The following is a 26088-nucleotide window of genomic DNA, read 5'->3' on the forward strand; positions in this document are numbered from 1 at the left end:
ACCGGCGTCTTTTTTGCGTTGATCTAACGGAGGAGATCGATTAAATGGCGATGCAAATATCGAACACACTATCGGCGGCTTTACTTAACGCGGCTCTACGTAATACACCGTACACCGGCCCAGCTACGGTTTATATCGCGCTATACACGTCCGACCCAACAGCGGCGGATACAGGCACGGAAGTAAGCGGAGGCTCATACGCTCGCCAGACGGTAACATTCGGAGCGCCGACGCTCGTTAGCGGACAACAATCCGTAGCGAATACTACGGAGGTTGTATTCCCCGTTGCGACTGCGGATTGGGGACTCGTAACGCATATCGGATTACGTACGGCGGCGACTGGCGGCTCTCTACTATGGACGAAACCGCTAGATAATCCGCGCACACTACTCGTCGGCGACCGTCCGAGATTCGCAGTATCAAGTACGTCGGTTAAATTCACGCAATAACGGAGAGGGGAACGAATAGATGACGCAGCAAATCATGTATCCTGCGCAGGCAAATTCGCCGGCAACGGAATTAACCGCAGCAATTACGGACGTAGCGACGACTGTCTCCGTATTGGATGCGTCGAAGCTACCGGATGCTCCGAATATTGCGACGATTGGCGTAGATGAGAGCGCGGAGACGATTAAGTATACGGGAAAAAGCGGAAATACGCTGACCGGAGTTGCGCGCGGATTTAACGGGACAGTAGCGAAGGCGTGGGCGGTGGGTAACGGAGTCGCGCGTTATTTTACCGCGTACGATGCAGATGCGATGCGGACGAATATCGAAGGGCATAGCGCGCAGTTGGCGGATATTGTGATAAACGTCAAAAGTTTCGGTGCGAGTGGGGATGGCGTCACAGATGATACACTACCCATCCAGACGGCGATAGATAGTTTGATCGAGGGACAAACCCTACTCATACCCAAAGGTATTTATAATACTAGTGACCTGATCGTGAATACAAGAGGCGTAATCATTGACTGTCGAGGTGTATTGAATTACATCGGCACTGGTTCATGTCTGACCATATCAGAATATTTCATCACTTTGAAAACGCCGAACCTTAGAAGAACATACACGGGTACAGGGATTGCTAAAAATGACCTGTTATATACAGGCGTTGAGATCAGACACGGAAAAAATTTCACCATTGAAACCCCAAATGTTGAAGGATTCCGTAATGCTATTCTGTTGCGTGACGATACAGTGAATTTAGGTGCAGCATATGGAAACATTTCAAATGTATTCTTGGCAAATAATCTGATCGGATATAAATGTTTAATAGATAATGTTGGAGGTTGGACGAATGAAACTAAGATGTTCGGCGGCCGGATCGCACTTGTCGGAGACTACTCGGACTATTCAGAATCGGCATACTTCGATTTACTCGGCGACAATCATAAATTTTATGGGGTATGCGCGGAAGGTGTCAAAGTCGAACGGAAAATCAAAGGAAACTTTCGAGATAGTGAATGGACTGGATGTCGTTTTGAAGGTTCTAATGGCGTCCTTGACATTGAAATTACTGGCAACGGGAACCGATTAATCGGAAATCGCGATTATGAAAACATCATACTCAACACAGGTACAAGAAATGTTATCACCACCAGTTGGAAGACGGAAACGGGCATTTCGACAGGATATATTCCTAAAATTTTGACAGCTACAACAGCAGCGCACGATTATACAGTTACAGTAGAAAGTTGTTATTACCTCATTAATGCAACGCAAAACGCCGCCAGCATAACATTTCCACAAGCGAGTGCTAGTACGATTCGATATGTGCCGATAACAATTAAAAAACTAGATTATACAAGTAATCAAGTTTCTATCGGAGTCCAGAACGGCAAAGGAGATTACGCCCTCAGAACATTCAAGCTGACGAGGCAAGGCGAATCGGTTACGTTAATGTCTGACGGCTCTAAATGGGAGATACTCAACAACTATGTACTCGGAGAGAGTAGCGCTACAGGCGGATTTGACAACCGGACATTTCCAGCAGGAATTGAAATTAAGAACGATGCAATCGGATTGACTGCCACGTATGCATCTAAAATATGTGTTCAAACCGGGACAAATGGCGGCGGCACGATTACCGCGACGGGCACCGCAGGACAGAATACCATAATCGCATCTGGAGATACTACCCGACTTGAAGTTGGTCAGTTCATCACTATTGCAACTGCAGGTGATTTCATAATAACCGGAGTCTCCGGAACAACTATATCCTTGAATGGTAACTTATCCGTATCTGTAACCAGTCAATCAGTAACGTTTACGGCCCCAGTGTTTAGAAAAAAAGACGCTATTCGTATTGAAATGGCTTCTGCGCCCACATCGGGAACGTGGGTTAAAGGTGATATTGTTTGGAACTCAAGCCCCTCTGCTGGAGGTTATGCAGCTTGGATTTGTATAACAGCAGGAGCACCAGGAGTTTGGAAAACGGTTATGCCTATTGCCGCATAAATAAAGGAGGTTTTAATATGGCATTAAAGAAAACGATAGTCTTGGATAGTGGATTAACTGCAAATGGCGCTTACATCCGTATTGACTCATTAAGCGGATATAAAGGCGGATTAGACATATCCGTGAATTCGTATATCACTCAAGAGGCTTTTAATACTGGACAAGGATATTTGGAACAGAAGTTTTATAGCTTTGTTCCTTCTGTGGAGGATGATGCACCTAACTTTATTAAACAGGGTTATGAATACCTTCGGACACTCTCAGAATTTGATGGTGCCATCGATGTTTTAGAATAGACGATACTGCGCACTAACTCGCAAGCCCTTCGCATCCACGTGCGGGGCTTTTTTTCGCATTCCAAACGAAAGGAGCCGCACGCCTATGTCGTTCAACCGCGCGCCCTTTAATCGCCCTTACGTAATCCGAACGTACTTCAACGTAACTATCGAATCCGCCACGGAACCACGCGCACGCTTAAACGCTGACTTCGCGGTCGGTATCGTATTTGACACCGCGACTAAGTTCGACGGAGCACCAACGCGCGATATCCCATCCACCGCTACGTTTGCCTCGGCTACGCAAATGCTGACGCAAATGATTCGCGAACGCCTAAACTCGGTGAGCATCCGGTCGGCTACGCAATTTAACGCGAAGATCCGCTATATGCACGTTGATAAGCTCGGCTTTACCGGAAACTTCGCGCCTGGCGATAAACTCGTTATTGATACGAAGAAACAGACGATAACGCTGAACGGAGTCAACGCGATTTACATGCTTGACGGAGACTTTTTCGAGCTCGGCCTCGGACTTAACGAAGTCACATACGCAGACAACGAAGCCGCACGGTCGGTTCTTACGCGGATTACGCATCGCGACCGTTATCTCTACTAGAAAGGAGCGCGCATATGTCACGCTATCTACAATCGTATGACCGCCATTTCCGGCGGATCGGCATATTAAACAGCGCATGCGATATCACGCGGACGCGGCGGATCAACGCGGATTATACGATGACCTTCGCGGTTCCAATGACGTCGGATGATTTCCGCGATAAGTTGCCGCTGAAAGGTCACGTTAAGGATGAGCGCGGTCAGTATTACGTAATTAACTCGCGGAAACGATCGCGCGAAGATCGCAAGTTAACCGCGCAGGTTACGTGTTCGCACGTTATGTTTAAACTCGCGGATTATAAAGTACCGTACACATCGTATATACGCGAAGCCTACGGTATCCAAATATCGCAACTCACTACGCTAATAGGGGCCGCCACCAACGGTCGCTTTAGCTTCGCTGTAGACGATACGTTCGATCTCGTTGACGTAAAAGACTTCGGCGGCGGCAACTGTCTCGAAGCGCTCAACGCAGTCCTTACGCTCTACGGCGCGGAAGTTGTGCCGGATAACTTTACGCTACATCTGCGCAAGAAGATCGGCAACGCCAACGCAGACTATCGCGTACAGCTTACCCGTAACTTAATCAGCGCCTCGCTAGCGGATGATGTAAACTCGCTATGTACGCGCCTATATTGCGAAATGAAAGATTCGCGGACGTGGGTCGGTCAATCTGCGGACATCCTAACGGCGGACGAACGCGCGCGACTCTCCGCAATACCTGGCGCAATCACAGACGGCATTCTCCGCGTTAACTATCTCGTCAGCCAATACGCGGCGCTTTGGGCATCCGATAGCGTTCCGTATTATGACGATGTGATTACGGAGCAAGACGTTACCGATCCGCTGAAACTACTGGCGGCGGCGCGCCTACGGTTGGCTGAGCGTGAAGTACCGTCGCTTGAAGTATCCGTAAGCGCTGCGGACTTATTCAAGCTCGATAAAAACGAAGCGCGACCGGAACTTGGCGATACCGTTACGCTAGTTGATCCGGAACTAGGACTCGACGGAATAACTGCGCGCATCACGGAAATGGTGGAATATCCGTACGCCGCCGATAAGCACACGCAGTTAACGGTCGCTAACGTTATGAAGCGTGACTTTACGCAGATACTCGCGGATTTGGAATCATCACGCCGTACGATCGATAACGTATTTAGTGGCGGACGGATTCGGGCAGAAGTGTTCGAAGAGTTTGCGCGGCTGGCGGTCAACGAGATCAACGCGAGTAAGACGGAGATTAAATACGATGAGCGCGGAATCGTGCTGCAGTCGAAAACGGACCCGTCCGATCAAGTCATACTGACGTCAAACGGACTTATTTTAACGACAGATGGCGGAGCAACTGCGCGGACAGCGATAACAGCTACCGGAATATCCGCGGAGGTAATCGCAGGGCAACTCGGTAGCTTTGTATCGATGGTTATCGGCGCGGGTAATAACGTAGTCAAGATCAACACGAATGGAATTAGCGCCGGTCATGACGATTTCAACTCCGCACCTTTCCATTTAGATATGGAGGGCAACGTCGTACTCAATAAGCTGACCGCAAATAGCGCGTATATCAGTACGTCAAATTTAAACGCCTCAACATGGAAGGATGGTTACTTCACCGGAAATATTACGGCTAATGGCGAGATCACAGGTGGAACGATAACTGGCGCATTGATTCGAACTGGAATATCCGGAGCGCGTTTCGAAGTAGACTCGTCGGGCTGGCGAACATATGACGCAGCAGGGACGCGGAGAATCGGAATATACGCGGACTCTGGCTATGGAATGAGCGCGATCACTTTCGATAAAACTGGCGGAGGGCGCAGCGGTTATATTAACGGCGGTGACGGATTATTTGCCATTGCTTCGTCCGTTGATATGCAGATATCCGCAATGACTGGGAGTGTGTATTTTCAAGGCCAACTTGATTTTAACTCAGCTTATAGTATCAAAGGTCTACAGATGACGCATATCAGCGGTCTTTCCTCTGCCTTATCCAACAAAGCTGATAAAGGAACGTCCACAAGCTCCGTTAACGCTGGCGGGCACAACCACGGTATCCCAAACGGTACACAGTTTAAAGATGTTAACGGTGCGGTGTACACTTGGTCCTCCTACGCAGGCTTTACGCACGACCACGTTCAACAATAAAATTATTGAAACTTTAGCGCCGGTATGACGATAATACTAATGTAGGAAAATATCGGAAATCGGGAGCGTGGTGTAATGAAGAAGTTCGTGACAGGCCTATTAGTAGGTCTTACCCTTTTCGCCGGAACCTCTGCATTAGCAGGTCCAGTAAACAAACTTATAGGCGCTAAAGTACAAGGAGTATACTCTCTTGAGAAGAACGGAAAATCAATCGGAGAGGCTATCGTTATTGACGGCAAAGCATACGCGCCCGTCCGCACTATATCCGAAGCGGCAGGCGTTGGACTGACAATAGAGGGGAAGACGATAAAAATGTCAGACATAACGGTAAACGAGACAGGGGATTATGTCCTCGGACCAGACTCTCTAGCGCTAGCTAATGAACAAGCGCAGCTTCGCGGTACCGTATCCAGTGCGAAGGGGCTACTAAAGGCATCACAGGAAGCTTTAAAAACGTATGAGGATTCCCTTGCTGCGGATGCGGCCCGTTCGGAACCTATGCCGGGCGCTGCGGATGCCTTAAAGACCAACATCACGAAAACTAAAGCAGAAATAACGAAACTTGAAACGGAGATTAAAGCAGCCGAAGCGCGGATCGCGGAATTACAAACGCAGATCGACGCAATGAAGCCGTAATAGTAAACGAAAAATAACGAAGAGTCTCGCTTACACAGCGGGGCTCTTTTTACGTAAAGGGGCCTACGTTATATGAAAGCACGCGCATTACTCGAATGTACGATAGATACCGCTAATCCCGCCGCTGAACTCGCCGCAACTATTAGCGCAGTCTTAGCCGTTTTACCTAACGCAGAAGCCCGCCTATCCGTACTCCAAGCGCTTGACGACGAAATCGGACGGGCTTTAGCGGACTATGAAGTAGCTAACGCTACAGTTACGCAGTCAATTCCGGAGGAGGCGGTCGCGTAGATGGAAACGCTATGGGCGGAAGTCGCCAAGAACGGAATATTTGCGCTCGCCGCTGCGGTCATTGCCTACGCGCTGTGGAAGCAGATGAACCGAATATCCGACGAAGCGAAAGCGCGCGAGGAACGGATTAGCACGGAGGCGAAAGTCGAACGCGACCGGATGCACACGGAAGCATTAACGCGTGAAGACCGGTTGATGCGCTTAGCGGAGGGTCTAACCGCGCGGTTCGAAGCGCTCGCAGGTCAATACGAAGGGCTGGCGCAAGACGTACACGAAATTAAATCGAGTATTAACGGAAAGGATGTTGCGTAAAAATGACGCTCACAATTGAACATATACGTGCGAAGTCCGCGGCTAAATTGGTCGGGCTTATTCCGTGTGTCAAAGCGGCAGCCGAGGCGCTTATCGACCGGTCATTCGCGGCGGGTATTCTAGTCATAGTTACGCAAGGTCTGCGCACAATCGCGGAGCAGGACGCGCTATACGAACAGGGGCGCACGAAGCCTGGCGCTATTGTAACGAATGCGCGCGGAGGTTATTCGAATCATAACTTCGGCGTCGCGATTGACTTCGCGTTACTTACGAACGAGGGGAAATCCGTATCCTGGGATACGAAGCTCGACGGTAATCGGAACGGTGTCGCGGATTGGAACGAAGTCGTTACGTTAGCAAAGGCGCTCGGCTTTACGTGGGGCGGCGATTGGAAAACGTTCCTTGATCTACCGCATTTCGAAATGACATTCGGATTATCCACCGCACAATATCGAGCGGGTAAATGTCCGACTCAGGCGCAGATTGATGCGATATTAAAATTAATCGAAGGGGATGACGCAATGATAGCGGAGCAGCTAAGTGCGTTACAAAAAACGGTGGACGAGCAATGTACGCTAATTCAGGCGCAGGCTAAACGGATTGAAACGCTGGAAAGTAAAACGAAGATGAGCGCAATTCCGGTATGGGCAACACAGGCGTGTGTCAACGCGAAGTCAGCCGGTTTCGTCGATACGACGGCGGACGGTAGCTACGATTTCTACCGGTTCGTGACGCTGTTAGATCGCGCAGGGCTATTCGTAAAGGAGGCGAAATAATACGATGAGCAAAAACGATATCTTGCGTAAATTATCCTCACGGAAGTTTTGGGCGTTATTGGCTGCGCTGGCTACTTCGGTACTTACGGCGAGCGGTGCGGGAGATAATACGGTGTTGCACGTAACTGGCGTCATTGGTGCGGTCGGTGCGTGCGTTGCGTATATGCTGGCGGAGGGAATTGCGGACGGTGCGAGGGGAAGCGGAGATAAGACGGAGGATTAACGATTTAAAAGGCGCAGTTCTTACGGGAGTGACTCCGTAGGGGCTGCGCCTTTTTTTTTGCGTTTACATAATCGCTTTTAATCGTGGACAAACTGCGCTATAATAGGCTGTACGTAGGACTTTGTAGAAAACGTAGGTCATCGTATGAATGTCCGTTATAGGCTGCGTAAGGCATCCGAAGTTATAACGTGGAATTAACGCACTCGTAATGCGTAGGCCGGGGGTTCAATTCCCTTCACCAGCATATCTAAGAATTGCGCATGGCACGGCTTCCGGGATTTCGGGACCGTGCCATTTGTCTTAAAATCATCTATTTTCTAACATTCTTCTAACCTTTGCCTACGGTCGGGGCTTTAAATGGATAGATATCTAATTACCTATTTACCCAAGCACTATAGTGTGGATTTCATAAGCTAAGATGAACTTAAATACAAAGGAGGAAATTTAAAATGAGCGAAAATATTGCTGGCTTTGGTGGTGTCGGATATGGTGGCGGTATCGGAGGAGCCTTTACATCTACCGGTGCAATCTTGGTACTGTTTATCCTCCTTGTAATTATTTCTAAGACTATCTTGCTATAAAATGAGAAGGATGTTTTGCTTGGAAGCTTGAGGATGTGCTTCCACAGAGCTATATCAGCCTTAATCTGGTGTAGCCCAGGGGTTCAATTTCCTTCACCAGCATCTCTAAGAATGGAATAACGGCGCGGTTTTCGGGGATCCCCGAACCGCGCCGTTTGTCTTGAAATCACCTATCTTCTAACATCCTTCTAACCTTTACTCAAGTAAAGTGAGGGATCAGTCGTAATCCCGACCTCTTTGCACGTTTCAAGAATGGAGTCGCCGATCCCTCGAAGGGCTGCTTCTTGTAAGCTGGGGAGAACATGTGAATAAGTATCCAGTGTAACATTGATGGAGGAATGACCCAGTCTCTCTTGTGTGATATTTGGGTGTATACCGAAGATGAGAATCGCCCCGAAGACTGTACGTCAATATACGTGCAGACAGGTTGCTGTGCTTACCTTTAGGTAAGTACGTGAACTAAAAGTGCATACTTACGCGATGGCGTGATGGGAGGTATAACTCAAGTCCTAAATCTGATTCAAACATGGAGGATACACCATTGAAAACACTTGTTGTCGTTACGCACCCAAACATCGAAACATCCGTTGTTAATAAACGCTGGATCGAAGAACTCCATAAATATCCAGACAAATATACGGTACATGAGCTGTACAAAGCCTATCCCGATGAAAAAATCAACGTGGAAAAGGAACAACAACTAATTGAAGCGCATGATAAGCTCGTCTTACAATTCCCTGTCTACTGGTTTAGTAGTCCGCCTCAGCTTAAAAAGTGGCTGGACGAAGTATTTACTTACGGATGGGCATATGGCTCGAAGAGTGATAAATTAAGAAATCGTAAAATCGCATTAGCTGTAACTGCCGGAGGAAGTGAAAAAGACTTCAGTGAAGATGGTAAACTCGGCTACGGGCTTGACCGTATTTTATCTCCCTTTGACACGACTTTTGTTTACTGCAACGCTGATTATCGTTCCTTCTATGCCATTTATGGTACGGAATCTGAGACGGTAGGAAGTACGGATTATTTTAAAAAATTGGACATCAGTTCGCAAGGCTATGTTGAATTTATCGATAATATGTAATTAGAATTGAAACAAAAAGCAGCATTTTCATTAATGGAAATGCTGCTTTTGTCATAAGTCGTCGCTAAATCGTAAACGGTACTGTTATCTCTTGCGCGGCTGGAACGGAATTTTTCTCTCCCCAAGTGCACATCATATCCAGCACCGGAATAAGCGATTGGCCCTTCTCAGTCAAGGAATACTCAACTTTAGGGGGAATCTGGGGGAATTCCTCGCGCCTGACGAGACAGTCCGCTTCCAGTTCTTTCAACATAACACTTAACGTCTTAAAAGGTATTGTACCGATACCTCGTTGCAGTTCATTGAATCGCACGATCTTGTTTTCAGAGAGATAGTAGAGAATAGTCATTTTATATTTACCACTAATGATAGACAAGGTGTAGCCGAAGCTAGTGTCCTTCTGATGAATGCCAGGTGGTATACAGATTTCATCACTCATGGGCTATTACCCTCCTTCAGAAAATATAACGAAAAGGCAAACGCCTATTGCTTCTCCGTACTCAGGTCTCGACTTTATTATGTTTTACAACCAGCTATCAAGTCATCCTGCGAGCAACGAACCCACTATATCATTTTAAAACAATTAGTTCAAAGCACTCGTGGCTAACTATCCATCGGTCGGTTTTTCTGTCGGCGAAGCGGGCTACTTTGGTTGGAAATCAAAAGTGTCAAGCGGATAGTCTAAGCGACGAATTGATGTTTTTAATGTAATTTTCATGTGAGCATCATCTTATTTTCAGGTTCAAGGTTTATATTGAAGACACCAAACACCCCCCAGTGTTTTGTGGTATAAATCTCTCAGGTCTTGCCAACTCCCATGGTAAGGCCTATTTTTTTGTTCGCTAATGGAAATGGGGGGGAAGGGGGACAGCCTCTACGCGGCTTTACTTAATCTGATACTGCTCTTCATAGCTCTTAAAAGATGAAATATCCAGACCGAGATATCTGCGCATATGAATTGCAGCTTGGGCAGCGACAATGTCGTTTAATAGCAGCATTCGTTCATGGTATCCACGACATATAAATTTGGCTTCGATCCCTGCATTAAGTCTGTTCTGCTCATAAACCTTGATTCCCCGTTTTCTCATCTCTGAACGAACATCTCTTAAATCTGTTGTAGCAACTGCTGCGGCTGTTTCAAGAACCTCCAGATAGGGGGCGGGTGTTCGTAAATGTGCAGATAGAATGGCGGAGTCCCGTTCGAAAGCTGATAAAATCATCGGAAGCAATAAATAAGATTTCACCAGCATATTGTCCCTGCTTTCAGCTCTATGCATGAATCTCATCACCCCTAATGGGAACGTATATTCGTATTCTACCCCGATATTCCAAAAATAATCAATGGTATTTCTAAACAGCTAGTACAATGTGATTAAATTCACAACTAAATTAGAAAGAATAAAATATATTAAAATTGTAATAATAAAAATTAATGCTTCAGACTTATATAAAGGGAGAATTTGGATGAAAGAGGAAGAAAGTCTCGCCCGTGGAATGGTATTTGGTCTGATTCTAAGTATTCCATTATGGATATCGATATTAGGTTGGATAAAGTTACTTTAAAATTGAAGGAAAACCTTTGTGTGAAGCGCCTTTTGGCGCTTTTTTTGTGCTTGCTTACGCGTGTAAATATCAAAAGGAATTGATTGACAATTGTGGGGATGGAGCGCTAAACTATTGTTAGTTCCAAAGTATTAAAAGTCATAGACCATTATTTAATAGGATGCTTAAGCTACTAGTTCTAATTTGCAAAGGCTATACATATATAATCATGATAATAGCAAACCGCCTGAAAGGGTGGGACGCAAAGTTCAGGAGTCTAAAGTGTCTAAAAGACACTATGACCGTCCGACTGCCATGAGAAGGGAATTCTACTTCTTTTTTGGCGGTCTTTTTTTGTTATTAGGTTCTTTAGAGTTCTGGTAATTATTCTGTTTAATTATAAATCATAGTTTTAGGAGGTGCGCATTTTGAAAAGAAGAATGAAACCGTTGCTCTCATTAGTAATAGCGGGGATTTTGATGGTGGGTAGTGGGCTTTCTGGAGGTGGTTATTTGGTCAGTGCGGCAGGGCCTGTGCTTCCGTATATTCCTACACCTGTGTTAGGCATTGCAGGAAATTTTAATACTTTTATCCTTGGTGACTTCAATCAATCTAATGATCAGGTTCACGGGCGCCTGGCGGCCAAAGGTAATATTACTTTGCAGAATTACGGCGTATCCAAGGATAATCCAGGTGGAGATGTCCTTATTGCTGGCAATGACATCACTTTTACTAATGGGACTGTTCATGGAGCATCCGTTCATGGTGGTGTTTTTATCAGAAACGGTGTAGATCTTAAAGAACCAGCGAGAAAAGGGACACCTATTGATTTTGATTATGAAGAGCAATATCTTATTGGACGTTCTAATGAATTCTCTTCACTTGCTACAGTCGGAACTTTCAAAAAGGAATATGGGAAAATAACAATTGATGCTCCGGAATCATTTAACGTTCTTAATCTAAGTGCTGCTGATTTCGTTGGTGCTAATGGCTTACAGTTTAATATTGCAAATAACGCCACAGTTATCGTTAACGTTAGCGGAAGTTCAGTTGAAATTCCAAGCTTTCAAATTTGGGGAGGCAGCCCTAACAAGGTATTATTTAATTTTTATGAAGCTAGCACTGTAAACATTGGAAGTTTAACAATAGAAGGAACTATTCTAGCTCCGCTTGCAAAAGTAACTTATAATTCCGGAGAACTGCATGGGACATTGATTGCGAAAGGATTTGCTGGTGGTGTGCAGATGCATTGGTATCCATATGAAGGGGTAGAGTCGCCTCCTACGCCGACGCCAACAGTGACGCCGACACCAACAGTGACACCAACGCCGACCGTTGCACCGACACCGACGCCGACCGTGACACCAACACCGACGCCAACGCCAACCGTAGCACCAACACCGACCGTGGCCCCGACGCCAACGCCGACCGTGGCCCCGACACCAACACCGACCGTGGCCCCGACGCCAACGCCGACCGTGGCCCCGACGCCAACGCCGACTGTGGCCCCAACGCCAACGCCTTGCGTGACGCCAACACCGACGCCAAAGCCAACACACACACCAAAGCCAACACCGACGCCAAAGCCAACACACACACCAAAGCCAACACCGACGCCAAAGCCAACACACACACCAAAGCCAACACCGACACCAAAGCCAACACACACACCAACACCAAAGCCAACACCGACACCAAAGCCAACACACACACCAAAACCAACGCACACACCAACACCGAGCGTGACGCCGTCACCAACGCCGGAAGTAACACCAACACCGAGCGTGACACCGTCACCAACGCCGGAAGTAACACCAACGCCGAGCGTGACACCGTCACCAACGCCGGAAGTAACGCCAACGCCGAGCGTGACGCCGTCACCAACGCCGGAAGTAACGCCAACGCCGAGCGTGACGCCGTCACCAACGCCGGAAGTAACGCCAACGCCGAGCGTGACGCCGTCACCAACGCCGGAAGTAACGCCAACACCAACGCCGACGCCAACGCCAGAGGCAACAGCAACGCCAACACCGACACCGTCGCCAGAGGCAACAGCAACGCCGACTCCGTCGCCGGAAGCAACGCCAACACCGACGCCGTCGTCAGAGGTAACGCCAACACCGACATCGTCGCCAGAGGCAACACCAACACCGACATCGTCGTCGGAAGTGACACCAACGCCAACGCCGGAGCCTCCGGTGTTTCCGACACCAACACCATCATTTGTAATTGGCACTATTGTTGTTAATGATGACCCTGTGCCGCTGGGTCCTGTAGCTTCATCGACGCCAGCACCAGTACCCACACCAACCCCGTCGAGCAATACAGAAGTCCTTGTTGACGACGATGAAATCCCACTAGGACCGGTGGCAACGGAAACGCCGTCACCAGAGGATATTGCAGTAGTGGATGATACAATTCCGCTAGGTAATCCACCTGTGGATGAACTGCCAAAAACGGGAGAATCAAGTCCAGTTCCTTATTATGCAGCAGGTCTAGGTTTTGCTCTTATCGGACTGCTAATGAGAAATAGATTCTCGAACAAGAAATAATAAACGGTGATTATAGCGTGAACGCAAGCTAAGCCGTGAAGAATAGAAGAGCCGCTTTCGGGACATATTCCGATGGCGGCTCTATTTTGTCATGATTGTTATATTTTGGCGCATTCTAAGTAGATGTTATACTGATTTACAACGAACATAAGGAAAGGACGGGGAAGACGAATTGGTATGGTTCTTCATTAGTGCTGTCATCGTCATTGGAGCTCTGATCTATGCTGGCTTTTTCTTTTATGGCATTGCTATTAAACGAGCACCGAAGGAATTCCTGAGTACTAATCGTGACTTGAAGGTTGATCCCCCGGTTGCCGGGGCTTCTTGGGGTGAGGGGAAGGATTGGATCTCCAGTCAGAGCTTTGAGAATGTGGAGATTACATCTGAGGACGGGCTACAACTAAGAGGGTATTTGCTCCTTTCGGATCGTGCTGAAGGTCGTACGGCGATTCTAGCCCACGGTTATTCTGGAAAAGGGAAGGATATGGGGGCGTACGCCAAAATCTATTACGAGAGACTGGGCTTTAATATCCTGATTCCCGATGCCAGGGGACATGGGGAAAGCGCTGGAAATTATATTGGCTTTGGATGGCATGAGCGCAAGGATTATTTACACTGGATTAAATATATAATAGAAAAGACTGGGCTCAGTGCTCAAGTTGTGCTTCATGGGGTTTCTATGGGCGGTGCTACAGTGCTAATGACCTCAGGTGAAAATCTCCCACCGCAGGTCAAAGCTATTGTCTCGGACTGCGCTTACAGCTCAGTTAAAGCACAATTAGCTTACCAACTAAGGCGTATGTATCACTTGCCAAGCTTCCCTTTTATCCAAAGTGCAAGTCTAATTACTCGTTTGAAAGCAGGGTATGGTTTTAGTGAAGCGTCTGCCTTGAAACAGGTGCGTAAGGCGAAGGTGCCGATTCTTTTTATTCATGGGGATGCTGATAATTTTGTACCATATAGTATGATGAATGAATTATATGAGGCATGTCAGAGTCCAAAAGAGAAGTTCGTAGTGCCGCAAGCGGGGCATGGATTAGCTTATGATACGGATAAAACGGGTTACATAAATGTAGTAACAGCTTTTGTGAATCAATATGTAAATTAGTGGCCCTGAACGTAGACAGCGCCCGATATCCGCTTGGTAGCGGTTATCGGGCGCCTATATTTTTCCACACATGGCATGTGTCCTTGTGTAAGGTTCGTACAGCCATGCTTTTTCGTTATATTCATCCCCCGCCGTTCGTGAGTAACGGGTGTCTTAATTCCTTGTTATTTCCAGCAGCCGTGTGGCGAGAATAATCCTTCCAATACGACAAAAGCCCTACCTCTCTTTTGCCCTTGCGGCTCCATTGACCGCGCCAGTGTGAATCGGAATGCTATATTTCGAATTTAATCTCATAAAAAGGAAAGTTTCTGCAAGAAAACATGAAGCCTCTGTGTCCAAATTGCCGAAGTGTAAAATAGTCGGCCTGACATCTTCTTGATGGGGATATACAATATATCGAAAAACAAATACGATATAAATATAACACAGTATTGTTTAAAAGGCAAATATAATAATGAATTCCAAGATAAGGATGGTTTTGCTTAGGAGGGGAACAAGTCTCCAGAGGGGGCGTTTCAGATCCGAATGTGACTTAGACTAGATTAATTGTGGAATATTTCGGAAAAGCTAGTAAACCAGAAGAGATGGGCAATCTCGGTTCAAATGGGCTAAAGTGTAAGTTTAATTTTTGCAAACGCTGCAAATTACACCTGAATTTGCTCGAAGCGAAAGGCTTGAGTCTGTGGGGGTTATTTTGCGTGCCTATTTTGTGAACAGGTCTTTAAAACTTACATAAAACCCCAACATTGATTGAAGGATTGAGGGCAGACCGTTATAATTAATAAGTCTGGATTTTAATTAAAAAATAAGGGAGATTTATATGAAACGCGCAGATGTGTGGTTGATTTCCATCGTATTGATTGCTGCGCTCGCTTTTCTCGTACCGAGATGGTTTTCGGACAATGATGATAAAGGTGGGGCCGGTAAAAATCTCGTAGCCAATGTGACTGTGGACGGCGAGTTATTTAAAACGGTAAAGCTTACAAAAGAAGAACAAACCATTGAGGTCCGTACCGAACGTGGTTATAACATCTTGAAGGTGCATGATTACGGGATTGAAATGTACGATGCCGATTGCCCGGATCAAGTATGCCTAGGTTTTGGTTTTATTACCCTGCCCAAACAGACGATTGTCTGTCTACCACATAGAGTATTAGTGGAGATCACAAGTGCGTCGGGGGAGGATGATATAGATGCCTATGTCCAGTAGTGAATCTGCAACAGCTTTAAAAAGAACGGTAATTATTGCGATTTTTGCCGCAGTGGCGGTAGTGCTCAGTCTAATAGAGGCTCAGATCCCATTATCAGGGATGGGACTGGTGCCAGGTGCTAAACTTGGACTAGCTAACATTATGATTTTGACCTGTATTTACTTTTTACGTGGACGGGACGCTTTCCTGCTTGTCATTCTCAAAACACTGCTTACTGCATTTCTGCTAGGTACCTTTTCGAGCTTATTGTTCAGTTTATTCGGTTCGCTTTTTAGCTTTGTTGTAATGTTCGTGTTAATGCTGCTTAGTGGCAAAGGTAAAAGTATAAGCTTGATCGGAATTAGTATAGCTGGTGGAATTGCACATAATATCGGTCAGCTGCTGGCAGCTTCTATGGTATTCTCGTCCCTTAGTATTTTTTATTATCTTCCCATGCTGCTGATCACTGGAGTAGTAACAGGAATTGCCGTGGGCTATGCAGTCCGTTATTTGGTGGCTTCATTGTCAAAAATATCGTTGTTTGAAGAGTTTTTGGACTGATTAGTCACATCAGCGGAAGGATGACTAACATGAATGAATCATATGATGGTCAAGAGTTAGAGGGAGAAGGACAAGCTGTCATCTCTTTGGATGGGGTATCGTTTGGTTATGATCCTGAGCATCCGATTCTTCAAAATATAACGTTATCTATTTCACAGGGACAATGGGTTAGCTTGGTTGGCCCCAATGGCTGCGGGAAGTCTACGCTAGTTAAGCTACTAAATGCTTTGCTGCCTAAGAGTGCTGGTGAAATTGTGGTTAGTGGTATGCAACTCAGTGAGGAGACGATCGGAAGCATTCGGCAATGCATCGGTATGGTGTTCCAAAATCCAGATAATCAGTTTATTGGAGCCACTGTAGAGGAAGATATCTTATTCGGCCTGGAAGGGCTTTGTTTGTCGTACGAAGAGATGGCTGAACGATTACACGCTTATACGACGAGGCTGGGAATAAATCATCTGTTGTCCAAACACCCAGGTGAGCTGTCTGGAGGTCAAAAGCAGCGTGTCGCTATCGCCTCCATTCTTGCTATGGAACCAGGCATCGTCATTTTTGACGAGGCCTCTTCTATGTTGGATGAAGGAAGCAGAAATGATCTTCTTGGTATTTTGCAGGATATGCGAGCGGAAGGAAAGTATACGATTCTTATGATTACACATGATGCAGATGAGATTTTGGCATCGGATCGGGTGCTTGCACTGCATGGAGGTGGTTTAGCTGCTGATGTTACACCGGCGGAGCTGTTCCGGGACGAAGAGCTTCTGCAAAAATGCCATCTGTGTGAGCCGTATCCTTGGCGTCTTGCACGCGAGCTGCAGAATCAGGGCATCTATGTGGATGTTCCCGCCAGTGAAAAGGAGCTTATAGACACGTTATGGCCATAGAATTACAGCAAGTAAGTTATTCCTATGCTGACCGAAGCCTATGGAAGCTGACGGCGCTCCGCGACATTAACCTCAGTGTTCCACTAGGCTCTATGGTTGGTATTGCTGGAGCGACAGGCTCTGGTAAATCGACGCTACTGCAGTTGTTTAACGGGATATTGAAACCAACGGAGGGTACGGTAAAAGTGCTCGATGTAACCATCCAGGCGGGGGAGAAATCACCTAAGCTGATGCCGCTGCGCCGTAGAGTCGGATTGGTATTTCAATTTCCAGAGCAGCAAATGTTTGAAGATACGGTCGAAAAGGATCTTATCTTCGGTCCTCTTAACTTCGGCATGAGCCTCGAAGAGGCAAAGGCACGCGCAAGACAGGCCATGCTAGATATGGGGCTGGATCTTGCGCTGCTAGAGCGGAATCCTTTTAAATTGAGCGGTGGGCAAATGCGCAAGGCAGCTATCGCCTCCGTGCTAGCTATGGACCCTGAGGTCATCGTTCTGGATGAACCGACGGCTACGCTTGATCCCATCAGCCGTGCAGAGCTAATCCACTTGCTGGAGCGTTTATGCCGTGAACAGGGGAGAACGATCATCGTCGTCACGCATCGGATGGATGAGTTATTGCCTTACGCGGACAACTGGCTTGTCCTTAAAGAGGGCAGCACGGCGTTTCAAGGCAGCGTAAAGGCGCTGGCAGATGACCCTTCGATTCTGGAACAGTGTGGCTTGACGGTTCCGCAGTCTCTTCGTTACTGGCGTGCAGTCGCTGATCGCTTTGGTCTTACGGATGAAGCTCCTCGCTTAACGGCAGAGAGCTTAGCAGAGCTAATTGCTTCGCTGCCATCTGGATCAGGCAACTCTAGCGAGCAGCACGAAGGAAAGAGGGATAGCCATGAATGAGAAGCTAATCATAGGGCGCAGTATTGAGACCGGTTCATGGGTGCATAAGCTAGATGCTCGTGCCAAAATCACCGGAATGCTATTATACGTAGCTGTTATCCTGCTCTCCCGTTCGTGGATGGCTATGGCGCTGCTGGCTATTTTCTCAATAGCGGTTATGGCTTCCACTCGGATTCCGCTTAAATACTTTCTGAAAGCAGCTAAGCCTTTACGGTATTTAATGCTATTTATCTTTATCGTACAGCTGCTGTCTGTGAAGACGGGGGAGGCGGTGCTGACGCTTGGTTCGTGGTCTATTTATGAGGGAGGGCTAAGATTAGGCGCATTTTCGGTCATCCGCATGTTTTTTCTGATCACGTTCACGGCACTACTTACATTCACCACAACGCCGGGTAAGCTGAATCAAGGGCTGGAGGGGATTTTGGCTCCTTTCAAAAAGTTTGGTTTGAAGCCCGACCGTATCACACTGATGATCAGCATTTCCCTTCGTTTCATACCTACGATTCTAGACGAGTCGCAGATTATCATGAAAGCGCAGGCCTCACGGGGTGCTGATCTGAAGGAGCTGCCTTTAAAGGAAAAGGGACGAATGTTAGTGTCCTTGCTGGTTCCGATTATCGCTAGTGCGTTTAGGCGTGCGCAGGATCTGGTATATTCCATGGAAGCCCGTGGCTTTCGTATGGATGCTCCGCGTAGCCAGTATCACCGCCTAAGGTGGGGCATATTCGATACTATTTTTATTACTATGTTTATTGTAATGGGGATTGCAGTAGCTTTGGTGTAAAGTACAACTTGTATGGAGAGTATCAACTTGGGAGGGAACTTGAATGGCACGTTATTTTAACGGTAGAGAGATTGAATTATTAGCACCCGCAGGAACGTTTGAGATTTTCAAGGAAGTGATCCAGGCACGATGTGATGCAGTTTATTTTGGTGGACCTGTATTGAATATGAGAATGATGCGTAAAGGATATAATCTGTCTCATGAGGAGATCGTAGAGGCACTAGATATTGCTCACCGTCTAGACAAAAAAGTGTATATCACAGTGAATAACCTGTTTAGTGAAGAAGATGTGGAAGAGGCTAAAGAATATCTGCGTTTCCTTGACGGTGCTCGCCCGGATGCCTTAATTGTTCAGGATATGGCAGTGCTGGAGCTTATTCGCGAGATGGGGCTTAATCTTCCGATTCACTCTTCGGTAATGATGAATGTGCACAACCTGGAAATGATCTACGCGCTGCGTGATCTGGGTGTAAGTCGTGTGGTTACTTCACGGGAAATGGATTTGCAGACAGCTAAACTGCTTGGTCAGCGGAGTGGGATGGAACTGGAGTATTTTATTCACGGAGATATGTGCTCAGTTCACGGAGCGAATTGTTATTTCAGCTCTCATGTATTCGGTATGAGCAGTAACCGTGGGAAATGTATGAAGCCTTGTCGCTGGGATTATCGGGTGAAAAAAGATGGTTATGTTTATCCTGCTGAATATCCATTGGCTGTAAAAGATATGTTCATGTATGAGCATCTGCCGGAATTAATTGAGTCAGGCATTACCTCCTTCAAAATAGAGGGCCGCATGCGGGATAAGGAATTTATGGTGATGCTGGCGAATAGTTATGGTGAAGCTATTGACCGGTATATCGATGATCCGATTGGCTTTGACCGTACGGTCGATACTAAAGAACTCTATAACAACCGCAAACGTGACTTTTCGACAGCTTATGCTTTTGGCAAACCAGGCTTGGCTAACATTAACCGCCGTTACGAAGGTACAGGCAAATTTTATAGCACTGGAAAAGTGTTCAGTACACCAACCGCAGAGCGGGAATTATCTGAAAAACGTGTTGAGCAGGTGCGGGAGAGTTTGGCTGAGGTTAAGCAACCGCAGAAGACAAAAGCTAAGCTAGCTGTCCGAGTAAATAATATGGAACAGGCCCGGATGGTCTTAGAGCTTGGTGTTGATAGCTTGTACTTGCCGGGGGATGTTTTTGAACCCGATCAACCTTTTACGAAACGGGACATTAAGGAACTTGGTGAACGGAAAGGCGATAGCAAAATTTACTTAGGTTTGCCACGTATGATGACAGAGCTGCATTTTGATCAATATGATCAATTACTTCAGGGAGAACGCTTGCCGATTGACGGTCTTATCGTTACAAATTTAGGAGCCATTCGTCGTTACAACGCTACAGGATACCCGCTAATTGGGGACAGTAATTTAAATGTATACAATCATCTGTCAGCGCAATTATATACTAACTTAGGCTTGACTCAGCTTTCAGTGTCTCCGGAAATGACGGTGGAGCATTTTGCTACCTTTGCCTCACGTTGTAAAGCGCCTTTGGAAGTGGTAGTTCATGGTACACCTGCACTAATGTATATGGAACATGATCTTTATGAGAATACTGAGTTGATGGAGCCTATTGCTGAAGAGGATAATGAATATGTGCACAATAGTGTTTTGGTTCTAAAGACAGACAAAGGTGAGAATCCGGTATATCGTGATCAGCACGGCCGTTGCCATCTGTTATTTGCCAAAGAACTCTGCTATTTACCATTGTTGAATGAAATGAGTGAACTAGGAATATCAAGCTTCCGTATTGAAGGAGCAACCTATAGCGTCGAACAGCTTCGTGAAATTATTATTTCATATCAACAGGCAATTAACGGATCCGATAAGAAGGATGACATGCTGGGCGGCCTCAAGCCGGTCTATGCGGGTTATACTTTGGGCTCATTGCAGTTCAACTAATTGTATTTTAATGGGGACTAGATATCGCCGTGTAATAGGGTGATGCACAGGACTCTATGAATAAGTTACTATTTTCACAAAAAGGAGAGAGAACCCTTCATGGAACAACAAGACTTCATCGGAAGAGAAGCGGTAGCATCCAAACGTAAGCAATATTTCTATCCTTGTACACAGCATTTTTACCGTGATGCACCTCAGCTTGTTCGTGGTTCAATGCAGTTTGTTTATGATGAGAAGGGTAAATCCTATACGGACTTTTTCGCGGGTGTATCCGTAGTCGCTTGTGGGCATTGTAATCCAGCCATAACAGCACGTACGATTGAACAACTGCAACAGCTGCAGCATACGACAACTATTTATTTAACCCAACCAAGTGTAGATTTAGCTGAACGTTTGGAAGAGGTAATGCCGGGTGATTTACGTCGGACCTTCTTCGTTAATAGTGGCTCTGAGGCGAATGAGGGAGCTCTGCTATTAGCACGGATGTATACGGGACGTAAAGGGTTCATAGCGCTGGAGAGCGGTCTACATGGCCGTACCAATCTGACTATGAGTGTGACAGGTCTGCCAATGTGGCGCACGGATAAATATTTGGATCATGATGTCGAGTTTATTCCTCGTCCGTATCATCAGGATCTATCTCTGGAGGAAGCGGCTTCCTTATCCCTGGATTCGCTGGAGCGGGTGCTCGAAGAGAAGGGCAATACTATCGCTGCTATGATCTTAGAGCCAATCCAAGGCAACGGCGGAATGATCATGCCAACCCGATCCTACTTCCGGGATGTAAAAGCATTGTTGGAGAGATATGGCGTGCTCCTGATTGCTGATGAGATTCAAACTGGATTTGGACGTACTGGCAAAATGTTTGCTATGGAGCATTTTGATGTCGTACCCGATATTATAAGTATGGCCAAAGCACTTGGCAACGGAATTCCGGTCGCAGCCTTTGCTACAACCGATGAGATTGCCCTTGCACTAAACCGCCCGTCAGCCTCTACGTTTGGGGGCAATCCGGTATCTGCTGCAACAGCGCTGGCTGTGCTTGATTATATTCGAGATGAACGGCTTCCGGAACGCTCGGTAGAACTCGGAGAACGATTGAAAGCAGGTTTGGAGGCGCTACAAGCCCGTTATCCTTCGCTAATTATTGAGGTGCGGGGAACTGGACTTATGCTGGGTGCAGAACTTGCCGGTGCAGATGCTGAAGGCGCAGCGGCACTTACAGATCAAGTGCTGGAAACGATGAAGGACCGGGGTTATCTAATCGGAAAAAATGGCATAGGACGTAATGTACTGGCCTTCCAGCCACCGATGATTATTACGGAAGAAGATATTGACGGGATGCTTAACGTCCTGAACGAAGTCCTTGCAGAGCATAATCATTAATGAACTTAAACACAAGTAGTAAAGAAAGAGGAATGCACGAATGGCGATTCTAAACATATGTAAAACTGCGGGACTAAAACTTAAAATGTTCAGCGAACTGGTCATGTTCTCTCATACGCTTTTTTCGCTGCCGTTTGCGATTATATCGATGGTATGGGCCGCAGGGGGCTGGCCATCGGGACATTTGATGATCTGGGGATTGATTGCATTGATCGGCGCCCGTAATGGCGCCAATGCTTTCAATCGGCTGGTGGATCGTACGTTCGATGAACAGAATCCTCGTACGGCACATCGGCATCTGCCTCGACGTTTACTGGCGGAAAAAGAAGTTGTTGTCTTTGTTATCGTCAACTATGCTATTTTCATTGTAGCTTCAGGCATGCTTAATTTGCTCTGCTTGATCTTATCGCCGGTGGCTATCGTATTGATATCAACTTATTCCTATACGAAGCGGTTTACCTTTCTCAGTCATTTATATTTAGGGTTTGTTATTGCCTCTGCACCGATTGGTGCATGGTTTGCTGTCACCGGAAATATCGCATTTACACCGTTTGTCATCGGAACAGTAGTTATGCTGTGGATTGCCGGTTTTGATATTATTTACGGTACTCAGGATATCGAATTTGACCGGCGGCATGGGCTATGGTCTATTCCTAGCTTTTTCGGACTGGAGAATGCCCTGCGCATTTCAAAAGGTCTACATTTCATCATGATTATGTTGCTATTGTTCCTATATGTATGGCGTGACCTCGGCTGGATGTATCTGGTGGGGATTGGCATTGCGACGCTGCTCCTGATGACCGAGCATAAGATTATTAAACCATCCAATCGTAAATTGATGAAGGTGGCCTCTTATAATCTGAATCAGGTGATCAGCATGGTGATTTTATTGTGTACGCTGATTGATTTTTTCTATGTTAGCTAGGGAGAGTTAGTTCGGTGGATGGTTAGGAGGTTAGGAAGCTGCACTGCGTGGAATGTTGGACTTTCGAGCGCTACGCTTCTACAGTTCCAAAATTCCACGCAGTGAAGTCCTAACCATTGGCGCATTGCCTCCAAGCTAACAACAAAAGACAACAGCCTACCCAAAACAGGGTAGGCAAAGGGATCGGAAAGCTGGCAACGCGGCTTTCCTTTTTTGTTTTTGTTGGCATCTGCGAGGGGGGCTAGAGCCGTGTGAGAGGGCTGAACTAATCCAAGGTAGACTTATAGGGAAAACCTCCCTATATTTCCGAGCTTTATTGACTTTAGATCTTGTTATAGGGAAAGTCCCCCTCTAAATTGGCTGATTAGTCTATAAACCATACAAATTCAAGTTTTTAGAGGGAGGAATTCCTTATAATCGTGGATTCCAAGCGATTTTAAGCTAATTAAAGGGAGGATTGGACCTCTGTCAAGAAAGTAGACATCATTAAACTGCCTTTCTCTTATTAAATTGCGCAGCAAACCGTACCGGCGAAAGATAGCCTAACGAGCTGTGGATTCGTTTCCGATTGTAAAAAAACTCAAGATAACTATAAATCTCGTCGTATGCTTGTTGTTTCGTTTTAAAGCGTGGGCTACAGTAAATAAGCTCCTTTTTCAGAATGCTGTGAAAGGATTCTATGCATGCATTGTCGTAGCAATTTCCTTTGCGACTCATGCTACTTTTCATCTTGCATGTTTTAAGTTGCTCTTGGTAATCCTCAGATGCATATTGACTTCCACGGTCAGAATGGTGCAATAACCCCTTCTTGGGTTTCTTGGCTACATAAGCATCTTGTAGGGCTCCTAGTACTAAGTCGGTTGTCATGCGGTCCTGAAGGCGCCAGCCTACAATCTCACGCGTACACAGGTCAAGCACACTTGCGAGATAAAGACGTCCCTCTCTGCACGGAATGTAGGTAATGTCGGTAACCCAAACCTGGTTAGGCTTTTTTACTTTAAACTGCTGATTCAAAAGATTGGGTGCGATTGGAAAGTTATGGTTAGAATCGGTCGTTTGGATTTTGAATTTCTTACAAACACAGGAACGCAGACTGAGCTCTTTCATATACAAGCCAACGGTTCTCTCGGTAACCTTGTAGCCCTCATGCCGCAATTTTTTTGTAATCTTAGGGGCACCATAGCGTCGATAGTTATCGTGATAGTGATACGTAATTCGCCCCATTAACTCACGCTTTCGCAACTCTTGCTTGCTCGGCATAGAGGTTTTCCACTTATAGTATCCGCTCCGAGAAACTTCCATAACCTTGCACATCTTCTCCAAGATGAACTCGGAGCGATGATCCTCAATAAACTGGAATCTTAGTTCCTTGGTTTGCTGAAGATGTGCACTGCTTTTTTTACAATTGTGAGTTCTTCCTCAACATCTGCAATCCTTTTATCTTTCATCTGAATCTCATGTTCTTTTTCTCTAAGCAGCTGTTCCATCTCTCGGAATCGTTCCAAGGTAACAATAGGTTCATTTTTGAACTCGCGATATTTAGCCTTCCACCCATGCAAAGTCTTTGCTGGAATGTTCAACTCTAACGAGATATCCTCCACCGACTTTGTCTGCTCTTGCAAATATTTAACAGTGTTTCTCTTAAATTCTTCATCATACCGTTGCCGCTGTTCACCCATGTGAACACCTCCTTAGATATCTTCATTATCTTAATCTCTTAACGAGGTGTCCACTTTTAATTCTAGTTTCAGATTTCCCTATATGTTGAATAGTAGAGCCTGGAAGCTAAAAGGCTAAACACGCTCACGGGCGCTGCGCTACGTTCGGCTTGTTTAGCTAAAGTACACAAAAAAACGGATACCCACCCAAGTGAATGGGAGGTATCCGTTTTTAATTGCTACGTTAGCATCTGCTTTAGCGATCACGGTCGGCAAAATATTGCAGTAGCGTATCCAGATCGGCATGCGCCGGATAGGAGGAGAGCTGCTGCACAATCGCCCCAGCCTTATCCAGGTAGTTCTGGCTGACCCTTTCTGCGCGAGCTAGGGCATCGCTTCTCTTAATAAGGGCGAGCACATGTACCACCTCAGCATCGGAAGAATCAGGGCCGATTGCACGAATCACTGGCGAAAGCCTTGGATCCTGTAATGCATAAAGCACTGGCAGGGTAACCTGACCATGACGCAGATCGCTACCGGCGGGCTTACCCAACACAGCCTCAGACTGCGTGAAATCCAGCAGGTCATCTTGTATTTGAAACGACATGCCTAAGGCTTCGCCAAAGGTATACAGGAGGTTGGCCACTTCCTCTGAGCTTTCGGTGGATAATGCACCCACACGTAAGCAGGTAGCCATAAGGAGAGCTGTTTTGTTTAAGGACTTCTCCAGATACTGCTCCATTGTAATCTCATAATCAAAAGCATGTTCCATTTGCTGATACTCACCTAGACAGAGCTGAGCAGTAGCTACAGAAGATAAGTCATGAACATATTTGTTTTTGTCTCCGGTATATTTGCTTAACAGTTCGATAACCCGAGCGGACATATAATTGCCAATATGCACTGCTGATCGTGTGCCCGTCTTAGTATGTAGGGCGGGTTTGCCCCGCCGTAACTCAGAATCGTCGATGATATCATCATGAATTAATGAGGCAACATGAATAAATTCAGCGGCAGCAGCTAATTGAAGCGCTCTTCGACCTGTATCCTTTCGGCCAAAACGACTGCCAACAATGACCATAAGAGGGCGGAGGCGTTTACCTCCAGAATTTATAAGCTCAAGAACACTCTGCCCGAGTTGAGATTTCTTAGGAACATCCTTATCTCGTGCCACAAGATTTACGATTTCACGATTAATTTCATCTATGTCTATGTTTAAGGCCTCATGCAGCTTCATC

27 protein-coding genes and 1 riboswitch are annotated in these 26088 nt (G+C 46.4%); of the genes, 22 read left to right on the forward strand and 5 right to left on the reverse strand.

Features of this window, described 5'->3' with window-relative positions; genetic code table 11:
- The first annotated feature begins 44 nt into the window (after nt 1-44).
- The 12 genes from ACN6KS_RS02515 (at nt 45) to ACN6KS_RS02570 (ending at nt 9395) form a co-directional block, all read left to right on the forward strand.
- Nucleotides 45-449 carry a phage tail fiber protein gene (locus tag ACN6KS_RS02515; protein ID WP_440961274.1) on the forward strand — a complete coding sequence of 135 codons (405 nt, stop codon included), beginning with the start codon at nt 45-47 and terminating at the stop codon, nt 447-449.
- 19 nt (nt 450-468) lie between these two features.
- Nucleotides 469-2457 carry a glycosyl hydrolase family 28-related protein gene (locus ACN6KS_RS02520; protein ID WP_440961275.1) on the forward strand — a complete coding sequence of 663 codons (1989 nt, stop codon included), beginning with the start codon at nt 469-471 and terminating at the stop codon, nt 2455-2457.
- A gap of 17 nt (nt 2458-2474) precedes the next feature.
- The gene (locus ACN6KS_RS02525; RefSeq protein WP_440961276.1) at nt 2475-2753 is read left to right on the forward strand and encodes a hypothetical protein; all 279 of its coding nucleotides are present in this window, start codon (nt 2475-2477) and stop codon (nt 2751-2753) included.
- Between the two features lie 85 nt (nt 2754-2838).
- Entirely contained in the window at nt 2839-3348 is a 510-nt protein-coding gene (locus tag ACN6KS_RS02530) for a phage distal tail protein (protein WP_440961277.1), read from the forward strand.
- A gap of 14 nt (nt 3349-3362) precedes the next feature.
- Nucleotides 3363-5492, forward strand: a complete 2130-nt coding sequence (locus ACN6KS_RS02535; RefSeq protein ID WP_440961278.1) for a phage tail protein — start codon at nt 3363-3365, stop codon at nt 5490-5492.
- 75 nt (nt 5493-5567) lie between these two features.
- Nucleotides 5568-6128 carry a hypothetical protein gene (locus tag ACN6KS_RS02540; RefSeq protein WP_440961279.1) on the forward strand — a complete coding sequence of 187 codons (561 nt, stop codon included), beginning with the start codon at nt 5568-5570 and terminating at the stop codon, nt 6126-6128.
- Between the two features lie 72 nt (nt 6129-6200).
- The gene (locus ACN6KS_RS02545) at nt 6201-6419 is read left to right on the forward strand and encodes a hypothetical protein (RefSeq protein ID WP_440961280.1); all 219 of its coding nucleotides are present in this window, start codon (nt 6201-6203) and stop codon (nt 6417-6419) included.
- Nucleotides 6420-6731 carry a hypothetical protein gene (locus ACN6KS_RS02550; protein ID WP_440961281.1) on the forward strand — a complete coding sequence of 104 codons (312 nt, stop codon included), beginning with the start codon at nt 6420-6422 and terminating at the stop codon, nt 6729-6731.
- Nucleotides 6732-6733: 2 nt separating this feature from the next.
- The gene (locus tag ACN6KS_RS02555) at nt 6734-7507 is read left to right on the forward strand and encodes a M15 family metallopeptidase (protein ID WP_440961282.1); all 774 of its coding nucleotides are present in this window, start codon (nt 6734-6736) and stop codon (nt 7505-7507) included.
- A 4-nt stretch (nt 7508-7511) separates the two neighbouring features.
- Nucleotides 7512-7730, forward strand: coding sequence for a hypothetical protein (locus ACN6KS_RS02560; RefSeq protein ID WP_440961283.1), 219 nt, complete (start codon nt 7512-7514; stop codon nt 7728-7730).
- A gap of 449 nt (nt 7731-8179) precedes the next feature.
- A complete protein-coding gene (locus ACN6KS_RS02565) occupies nt 8180-8311 on the forward strand; it encodes a YjcZ family sporulation protein (protein WP_218832805.1) in 132 nt (43 codons plus the stop codon).
- Between the two features lie 541 nt (nt 8312-8852).
- Nucleotides 8853-9395 carry an NAD(P)H-dependent oxidoreductase gene (locus tag ACN6KS_RS02570; RefSeq protein WP_440961284.1) on the forward strand — a complete coding sequence of 181 codons (543 nt, stop codon included), beginning with the start codon at nt 8853-8855 and terminating at the stop codon, nt 9393-9395.
- 64 nt (nt 9396-9459) lie between these two features.
- Here the strand turns inward: ACN6KS_RS02570 and ACN6KS_RS02575 are convergent, their stop codons facing one another.
- Both ACN6KS_RS02575 and ACN6KS_RS02580 read right to left on the reverse strand, forming a co-directional pair.
- Nucleotides 9460-9834 carry a winged helix-turn-helix transcriptional regulator gene (locus ACN6KS_RS02575; protein WP_341133642.1) on the reverse strand — a complete coding sequence of 125 codons (375 nt, stop codon included), beginning with the start codon at nt 9832-9834 and terminating at the stop codon, nt 9460-9462.
- Nucleotides 9835-10279: 445 nt separating this feature from the next.
- Nucleotides 10280-10672, reverse strand: a complete 393-nt coding sequence (locus tag ACN6KS_RS02580) for a hypothetical protein (RefSeq protein ID WP_094874463.1) — start codon at nt 10670-10672, stop codon at nt 10280-10282.
- A 492-nt stretch (nt 10673-11164) separates the two neighbouring features.
- Nucleotides 11165-11255, forward strand: a riboswitch (cyclic di-GMP riboswitch).
- Nucleotides 11256-11365: 110 nt separating this feature from the next.
- On the opposite strand from ACN6KS_RS02580, the gene ACN6KS_RS02585 reads away from it, so the two are divergent.
- From ACN6KS_RS02585 to ACN6KS_RS02630, 10 genes are all read left to right on the forward strand, one after another.
- Entirely contained in the window at nt 11366-13489 is a 2124-nt protein-coding gene (locus ACN6KS_RS02585; protein ID WP_440961285.1) for a choice-of-anchor A family protein, read from the forward strand.
- Nucleotides 13490-13661: 172 nt separating this feature from the next.
- Complete coding sequence (locus ACN6KS_RS02590; RefSeq protein WP_094874524.1) at nt 13662-14597, forward strand: alpha/beta hydrolase; 936 nt, start codon at nt 13662-13664, stop codon at nt 14595-14597.
- An 820-nt stretch (nt 14598-15417) separates the two neighbouring features.
- Nucleotides 15418-15807, forward strand: coding sequence for a NusG domain II-containing protein (locus ACN6KS_RS02595; RefSeq protein WP_094874525.1), 390 nt, complete (start codon nt 15418-15420; stop codon nt 15805-15807).
- The gene (locus ACN6KS_RS02600) at nt 15791-16348 is read left to right on the forward strand and encodes a Gx transporter family protein (RefSeq protein ID WP_094874526.1); all 558 of its coding nucleotides are present in this window, start codon (nt 15791-15793) and stop codon (nt 16346-16348) included. The genes ACN6KS_RS02595 and ACN6KS_RS02600 overlap by 17 nt, the downstream gene beginning before the upstream one ends.
- A 29-nt stretch (nt 16349-16377) precedes the next feature.
- Nucleotides 16378-17232: an ATP-binding cassette domain-containing protein gene (locus tag ACN6KS_RS02605; protein WP_094878683.1), complete on the forward strand. Its 855-nt coding sequence runs from the start codon at nt 16378-16380 to the stop codon at nt 17230-17232.
- The gene (locus ACN6KS_RS02610) at nt 17223-18128 is read left to right on the forward strand and encodes an ATP-binding cassette domain-containing protein (RefSeq protein ID WP_094874528.1); all 906 of its coding nucleotides are present in this window, start codon (nt 17223-17225) and stop codon (nt 18126-18128) included. Before ACN6KS_RS02605 ends, ACN6KS_RS02610 begins: the two co-directional genes overlap by 10 nt.
- Complete coding sequence (locus tag ACN6KS_RS02615) at nt 18121-18912, forward strand: energy-coupling factor transporter transmembrane component T family protein (protein WP_042184497.1); 792 nt, start codon at nt 18121-18123, stop codon at nt 18910-18912. Before ACN6KS_RS02610 ends, ACN6KS_RS02615 begins: the two co-directional genes overlap by 8 nt.
- Nucleotides 18913-18955: 43 nt before the next feature.
- Nucleotides 18956-20881 carry a peptidase U32 family protein gene (locus ACN6KS_RS02620; protein ID WP_094874529.1) on the forward strand — a complete coding sequence of 642 codons (1926 nt, stop codon included), beginning with the start codon at nt 18956-18958 and terminating at the stop codon, nt 20879-20881.
- A 99-nt stretch (nt 20882-20980) separates the two neighbouring features.
- Complete coding sequence (locus tag ACN6KS_RS02625; protein WP_440961286.1) at nt 20981-22267, forward strand: aspartate aminotransferase family protein; 1287 nt, start codon at nt 20981-20983, stop codon at nt 22265-22267.
- Nucleotides 22268-22307: 40 nt separating this feature from the next.
- Complete coding sequence (locus tag ACN6KS_RS02630; RefSeq protein WP_094874531.1) at nt 22308-23192, forward strand: UbiA-like polyprenyltransferase; 885 nt, start codon at nt 22308-22310, stop codon at nt 23190-23192.
- Between the two features lie 486 nt (nt 23193-23678).
- On the opposite strand, the gene ACN6KS_RS02635 is transcribed toward ACN6KS_RS02630, so the two are convergent.
- The 3 genes from ACN6KS_RS02635 to ACN6KS_RS02645 all read right to left on the reverse strand — a co-directional run bounded on the left by ACN6KS_RS02635 (nt 23679) and on the right by ACN6KS_RS02645 (nt 26087).
- Nucleotides 23679-24542, reverse strand: coding sequence for an IS3 family transposase (locus tag ACN6KS_RS02635; RefSeq protein ID WP_440962363.1), 864 nt, complete (start codon nt 24540-24542; stop codon nt 23679-23681).
- A gap of 11 nt (nt 24543-24553) precedes the next feature.
- Nucleotides 24554-24871 carry a transposase gene (locus ACN6KS_RS02640; RefSeq protein WP_440960679.1) on the reverse strand — a complete coding sequence of 106 codons (318 nt, stop codon included), beginning with the start codon at nt 24869-24871 and terminating at the stop codon, nt 24554-24556.
- Nucleotides 24872-25106: 235 nt separating this feature from the next.
- Nucleotides 25107-26087 carry a polyprenyl synthetase family protein gene (locus ACN6KS_RS02645; protein ID WP_094874532.1) on the reverse strand — a complete coding sequence of 327 codons (981 nt, stop codon included), beginning with the start codon at nt 26085-26087 and terminating at the stop codon, nt 25107-25109.
- Between the last annotated feature and the right edge of the window lies 1 nt (nt 26088).

This window comes from Paenibacillus nitricinens (assembly GCF_052056485.1).
Taxonomy (GTDB): Bacteria; Bacillota; Bacilli; order Paenibacillales; family Paenibacillaceae; genus Paenibacillus_AQ; species Paenibacillus_AQ nitricinens.

What these genes read in the sequence shown, in the direction of transcription:
- ACN6KS_RS02515 (WP_440961274.1), top strand. Translation starts at nt 45, where the DNA reads ATGGCGATGCAAATATCGAACACACTATCGGCGGCTTTACTTAACGCG.
- ACN6KS_RS02520 (WP_440961275.1), top strand. Translation starts at nt 469, where the DNA reads ATGACGCAGCAAATCATGTATCCTGCGCAGGCAAATTCGCCGGCAACG.
- ACN6KS_RS02525 (WP_440961276.1), top strand. Translation starts at nt 2,475, where the DNA reads ATGGCATTAAAGAAAACGATAGTCTTGGATAGTGGATTAACTGCAAAT.
- ACN6KS_RS02530 (WP_440961277.1), top strand. Translation starts at nt 2,839, where the DNA reads ATGTCGTTCAACCGCGCGCCCTTTAATCGCCCTTACGTAATCCGAACG.
- ACN6KS_RS02535 (WP_440961278.1), top strand. Translation starts at nt 3,363, where the DNA reads ATGTCACGCTATCTACAATCGTATGACCGCCATTTCCGGCGGATCGGC.
- ACN6KS_RS02540 (WP_440961279.1), top strand. Translation starts at nt 5,568, where the DNA reads ATGAAGAAGTTCGTGACAGGCCTATTAGTAGGTCTTACCCTTTTCGCC.
- ACN6KS_RS02545 (WP_440961280.1), top strand. Translation starts at nt 6,201, where the DNA reads ATGAAAGCACGCGCATTACTCGAATGTACGATAGATACCGCTAATCCC.
- ACN6KS_RS02550 (WP_440961281.1), top strand. Translation starts at nt 6,420, where the DNA reads ATGGAAACGCTATGGGCGGAAGTCGCCAAGAACGGAATATTTGCGCTC.
- ACN6KS_RS02555 (WP_440961282.1), top strand. Translation starts at nt 6,734, where the DNA reads ATGACGCTCACAATTGAACATATACGTGCGAAGTCCGCGGCTAAATTG.
- ACN6KS_RS02560 (WP_440961283.1), top strand. Translation starts at nt 7,512, where the DNA reads ATGAGCAAAAACGATATCTTGCGTAAATTATCCTCACGGAAGTTTTGG.
- ACN6KS_RS02565 (WP_218832805.1), top strand. Translation starts at nt 8,180, where the DNA reads ATGAGCGAAAATATTGCTGGCTTTGGTGGTGTCGGATATGGTGGCGGT.
- ACN6KS_RS02575 (WP_341133642.1), bottom strand. Translation starts at nt 9,834, where the DNA reads ATGAGTGATGAAATCTGTATACCACCTGGCATTCATCAGAAGGACACT.
- ACN6KS_RS02580 (WP_094874463.1), bottom strand. Translation starts at nt 10,672, where the DNA reads ATGCATAGAGCTGAAAGCAGGGACAATATGCTGGTGAAATCTTATTTA.
- ACN6KS_RS02595 (WP_094874525.1), top strand. Translation starts at nt 15,418, where the DNA reads ATGAAACGCGCAGATGTGTGGTTGATTTCCATCGTATTGATTGCTGCG.
- ACN6KS_RS02600 (WP_094874526.1), top strand. Translation starts at nt 15,791, where the DNA reads ATGCCTATGTCCAGTAGTGAATCTGCAACAGCTTTAAAAAGAACGGTA.
- ACN6KS_RS02605 (WP_094878683.1), top strand. Translation starts at nt 16,378, where the DNA reads ATGAATGAATCATATGATGGTCAAGAGTTAGAGGGAGAAGGACAAGCT.
- ACN6KS_RS02610 (WP_094874528.1), top strand. Translation starts at nt 17,223, where the DNA reads ATGGCCATAGAATTACAGCAAGTAAGTTATTCCTATGCTGACCGAAGC.
- ACN6KS_RS02615 (WP_042184497.1), top strand. Translation starts at nt 18,121, where the DNA reads ATGAATGAGAAGCTAATCATAGGGCGCAGTATTGAGACCGGTTCATGG.
- ACN6KS_RS02620 (WP_094874529.1), top strand. Translation starts at nt 18,956, where the DNA reads ATGGCACGTTATTTTAACGGTAGAGAGATTGAATTATTAGCACCCGCA.
- ACN6KS_RS02625 (WP_440961286.1), top strand. Translation starts at nt 20,981, where the DNA reads ATGGAACAACAAGACTTCATCGGAAGAGAAGCGGTAGCATCCAAACGT.
- ACN6KS_RS02630 (WP_094874531.1), top strand. Translation starts at nt 22,308, where the DNA reads ATGGCGATTCTAAACATATGTAAAACTGCGGGACTAAAACTTAAAATG.
- ACN6KS_RS02640 (WP_440960679.1), bottom strand. Translation starts at nt 24,871, where the DNA reads ATGGGTGAACAGCGGCAACGGTATGATGAAGAATTTAAGAGAAACACT.
- ACN6KS_RS02645 (WP_094874532.1), bottom strand. Translation starts at nt 26,087, where the DNA reads ATGAAGCTGCATGAGGCCTTAAACATAGACATAGATGAAATTAATCGT.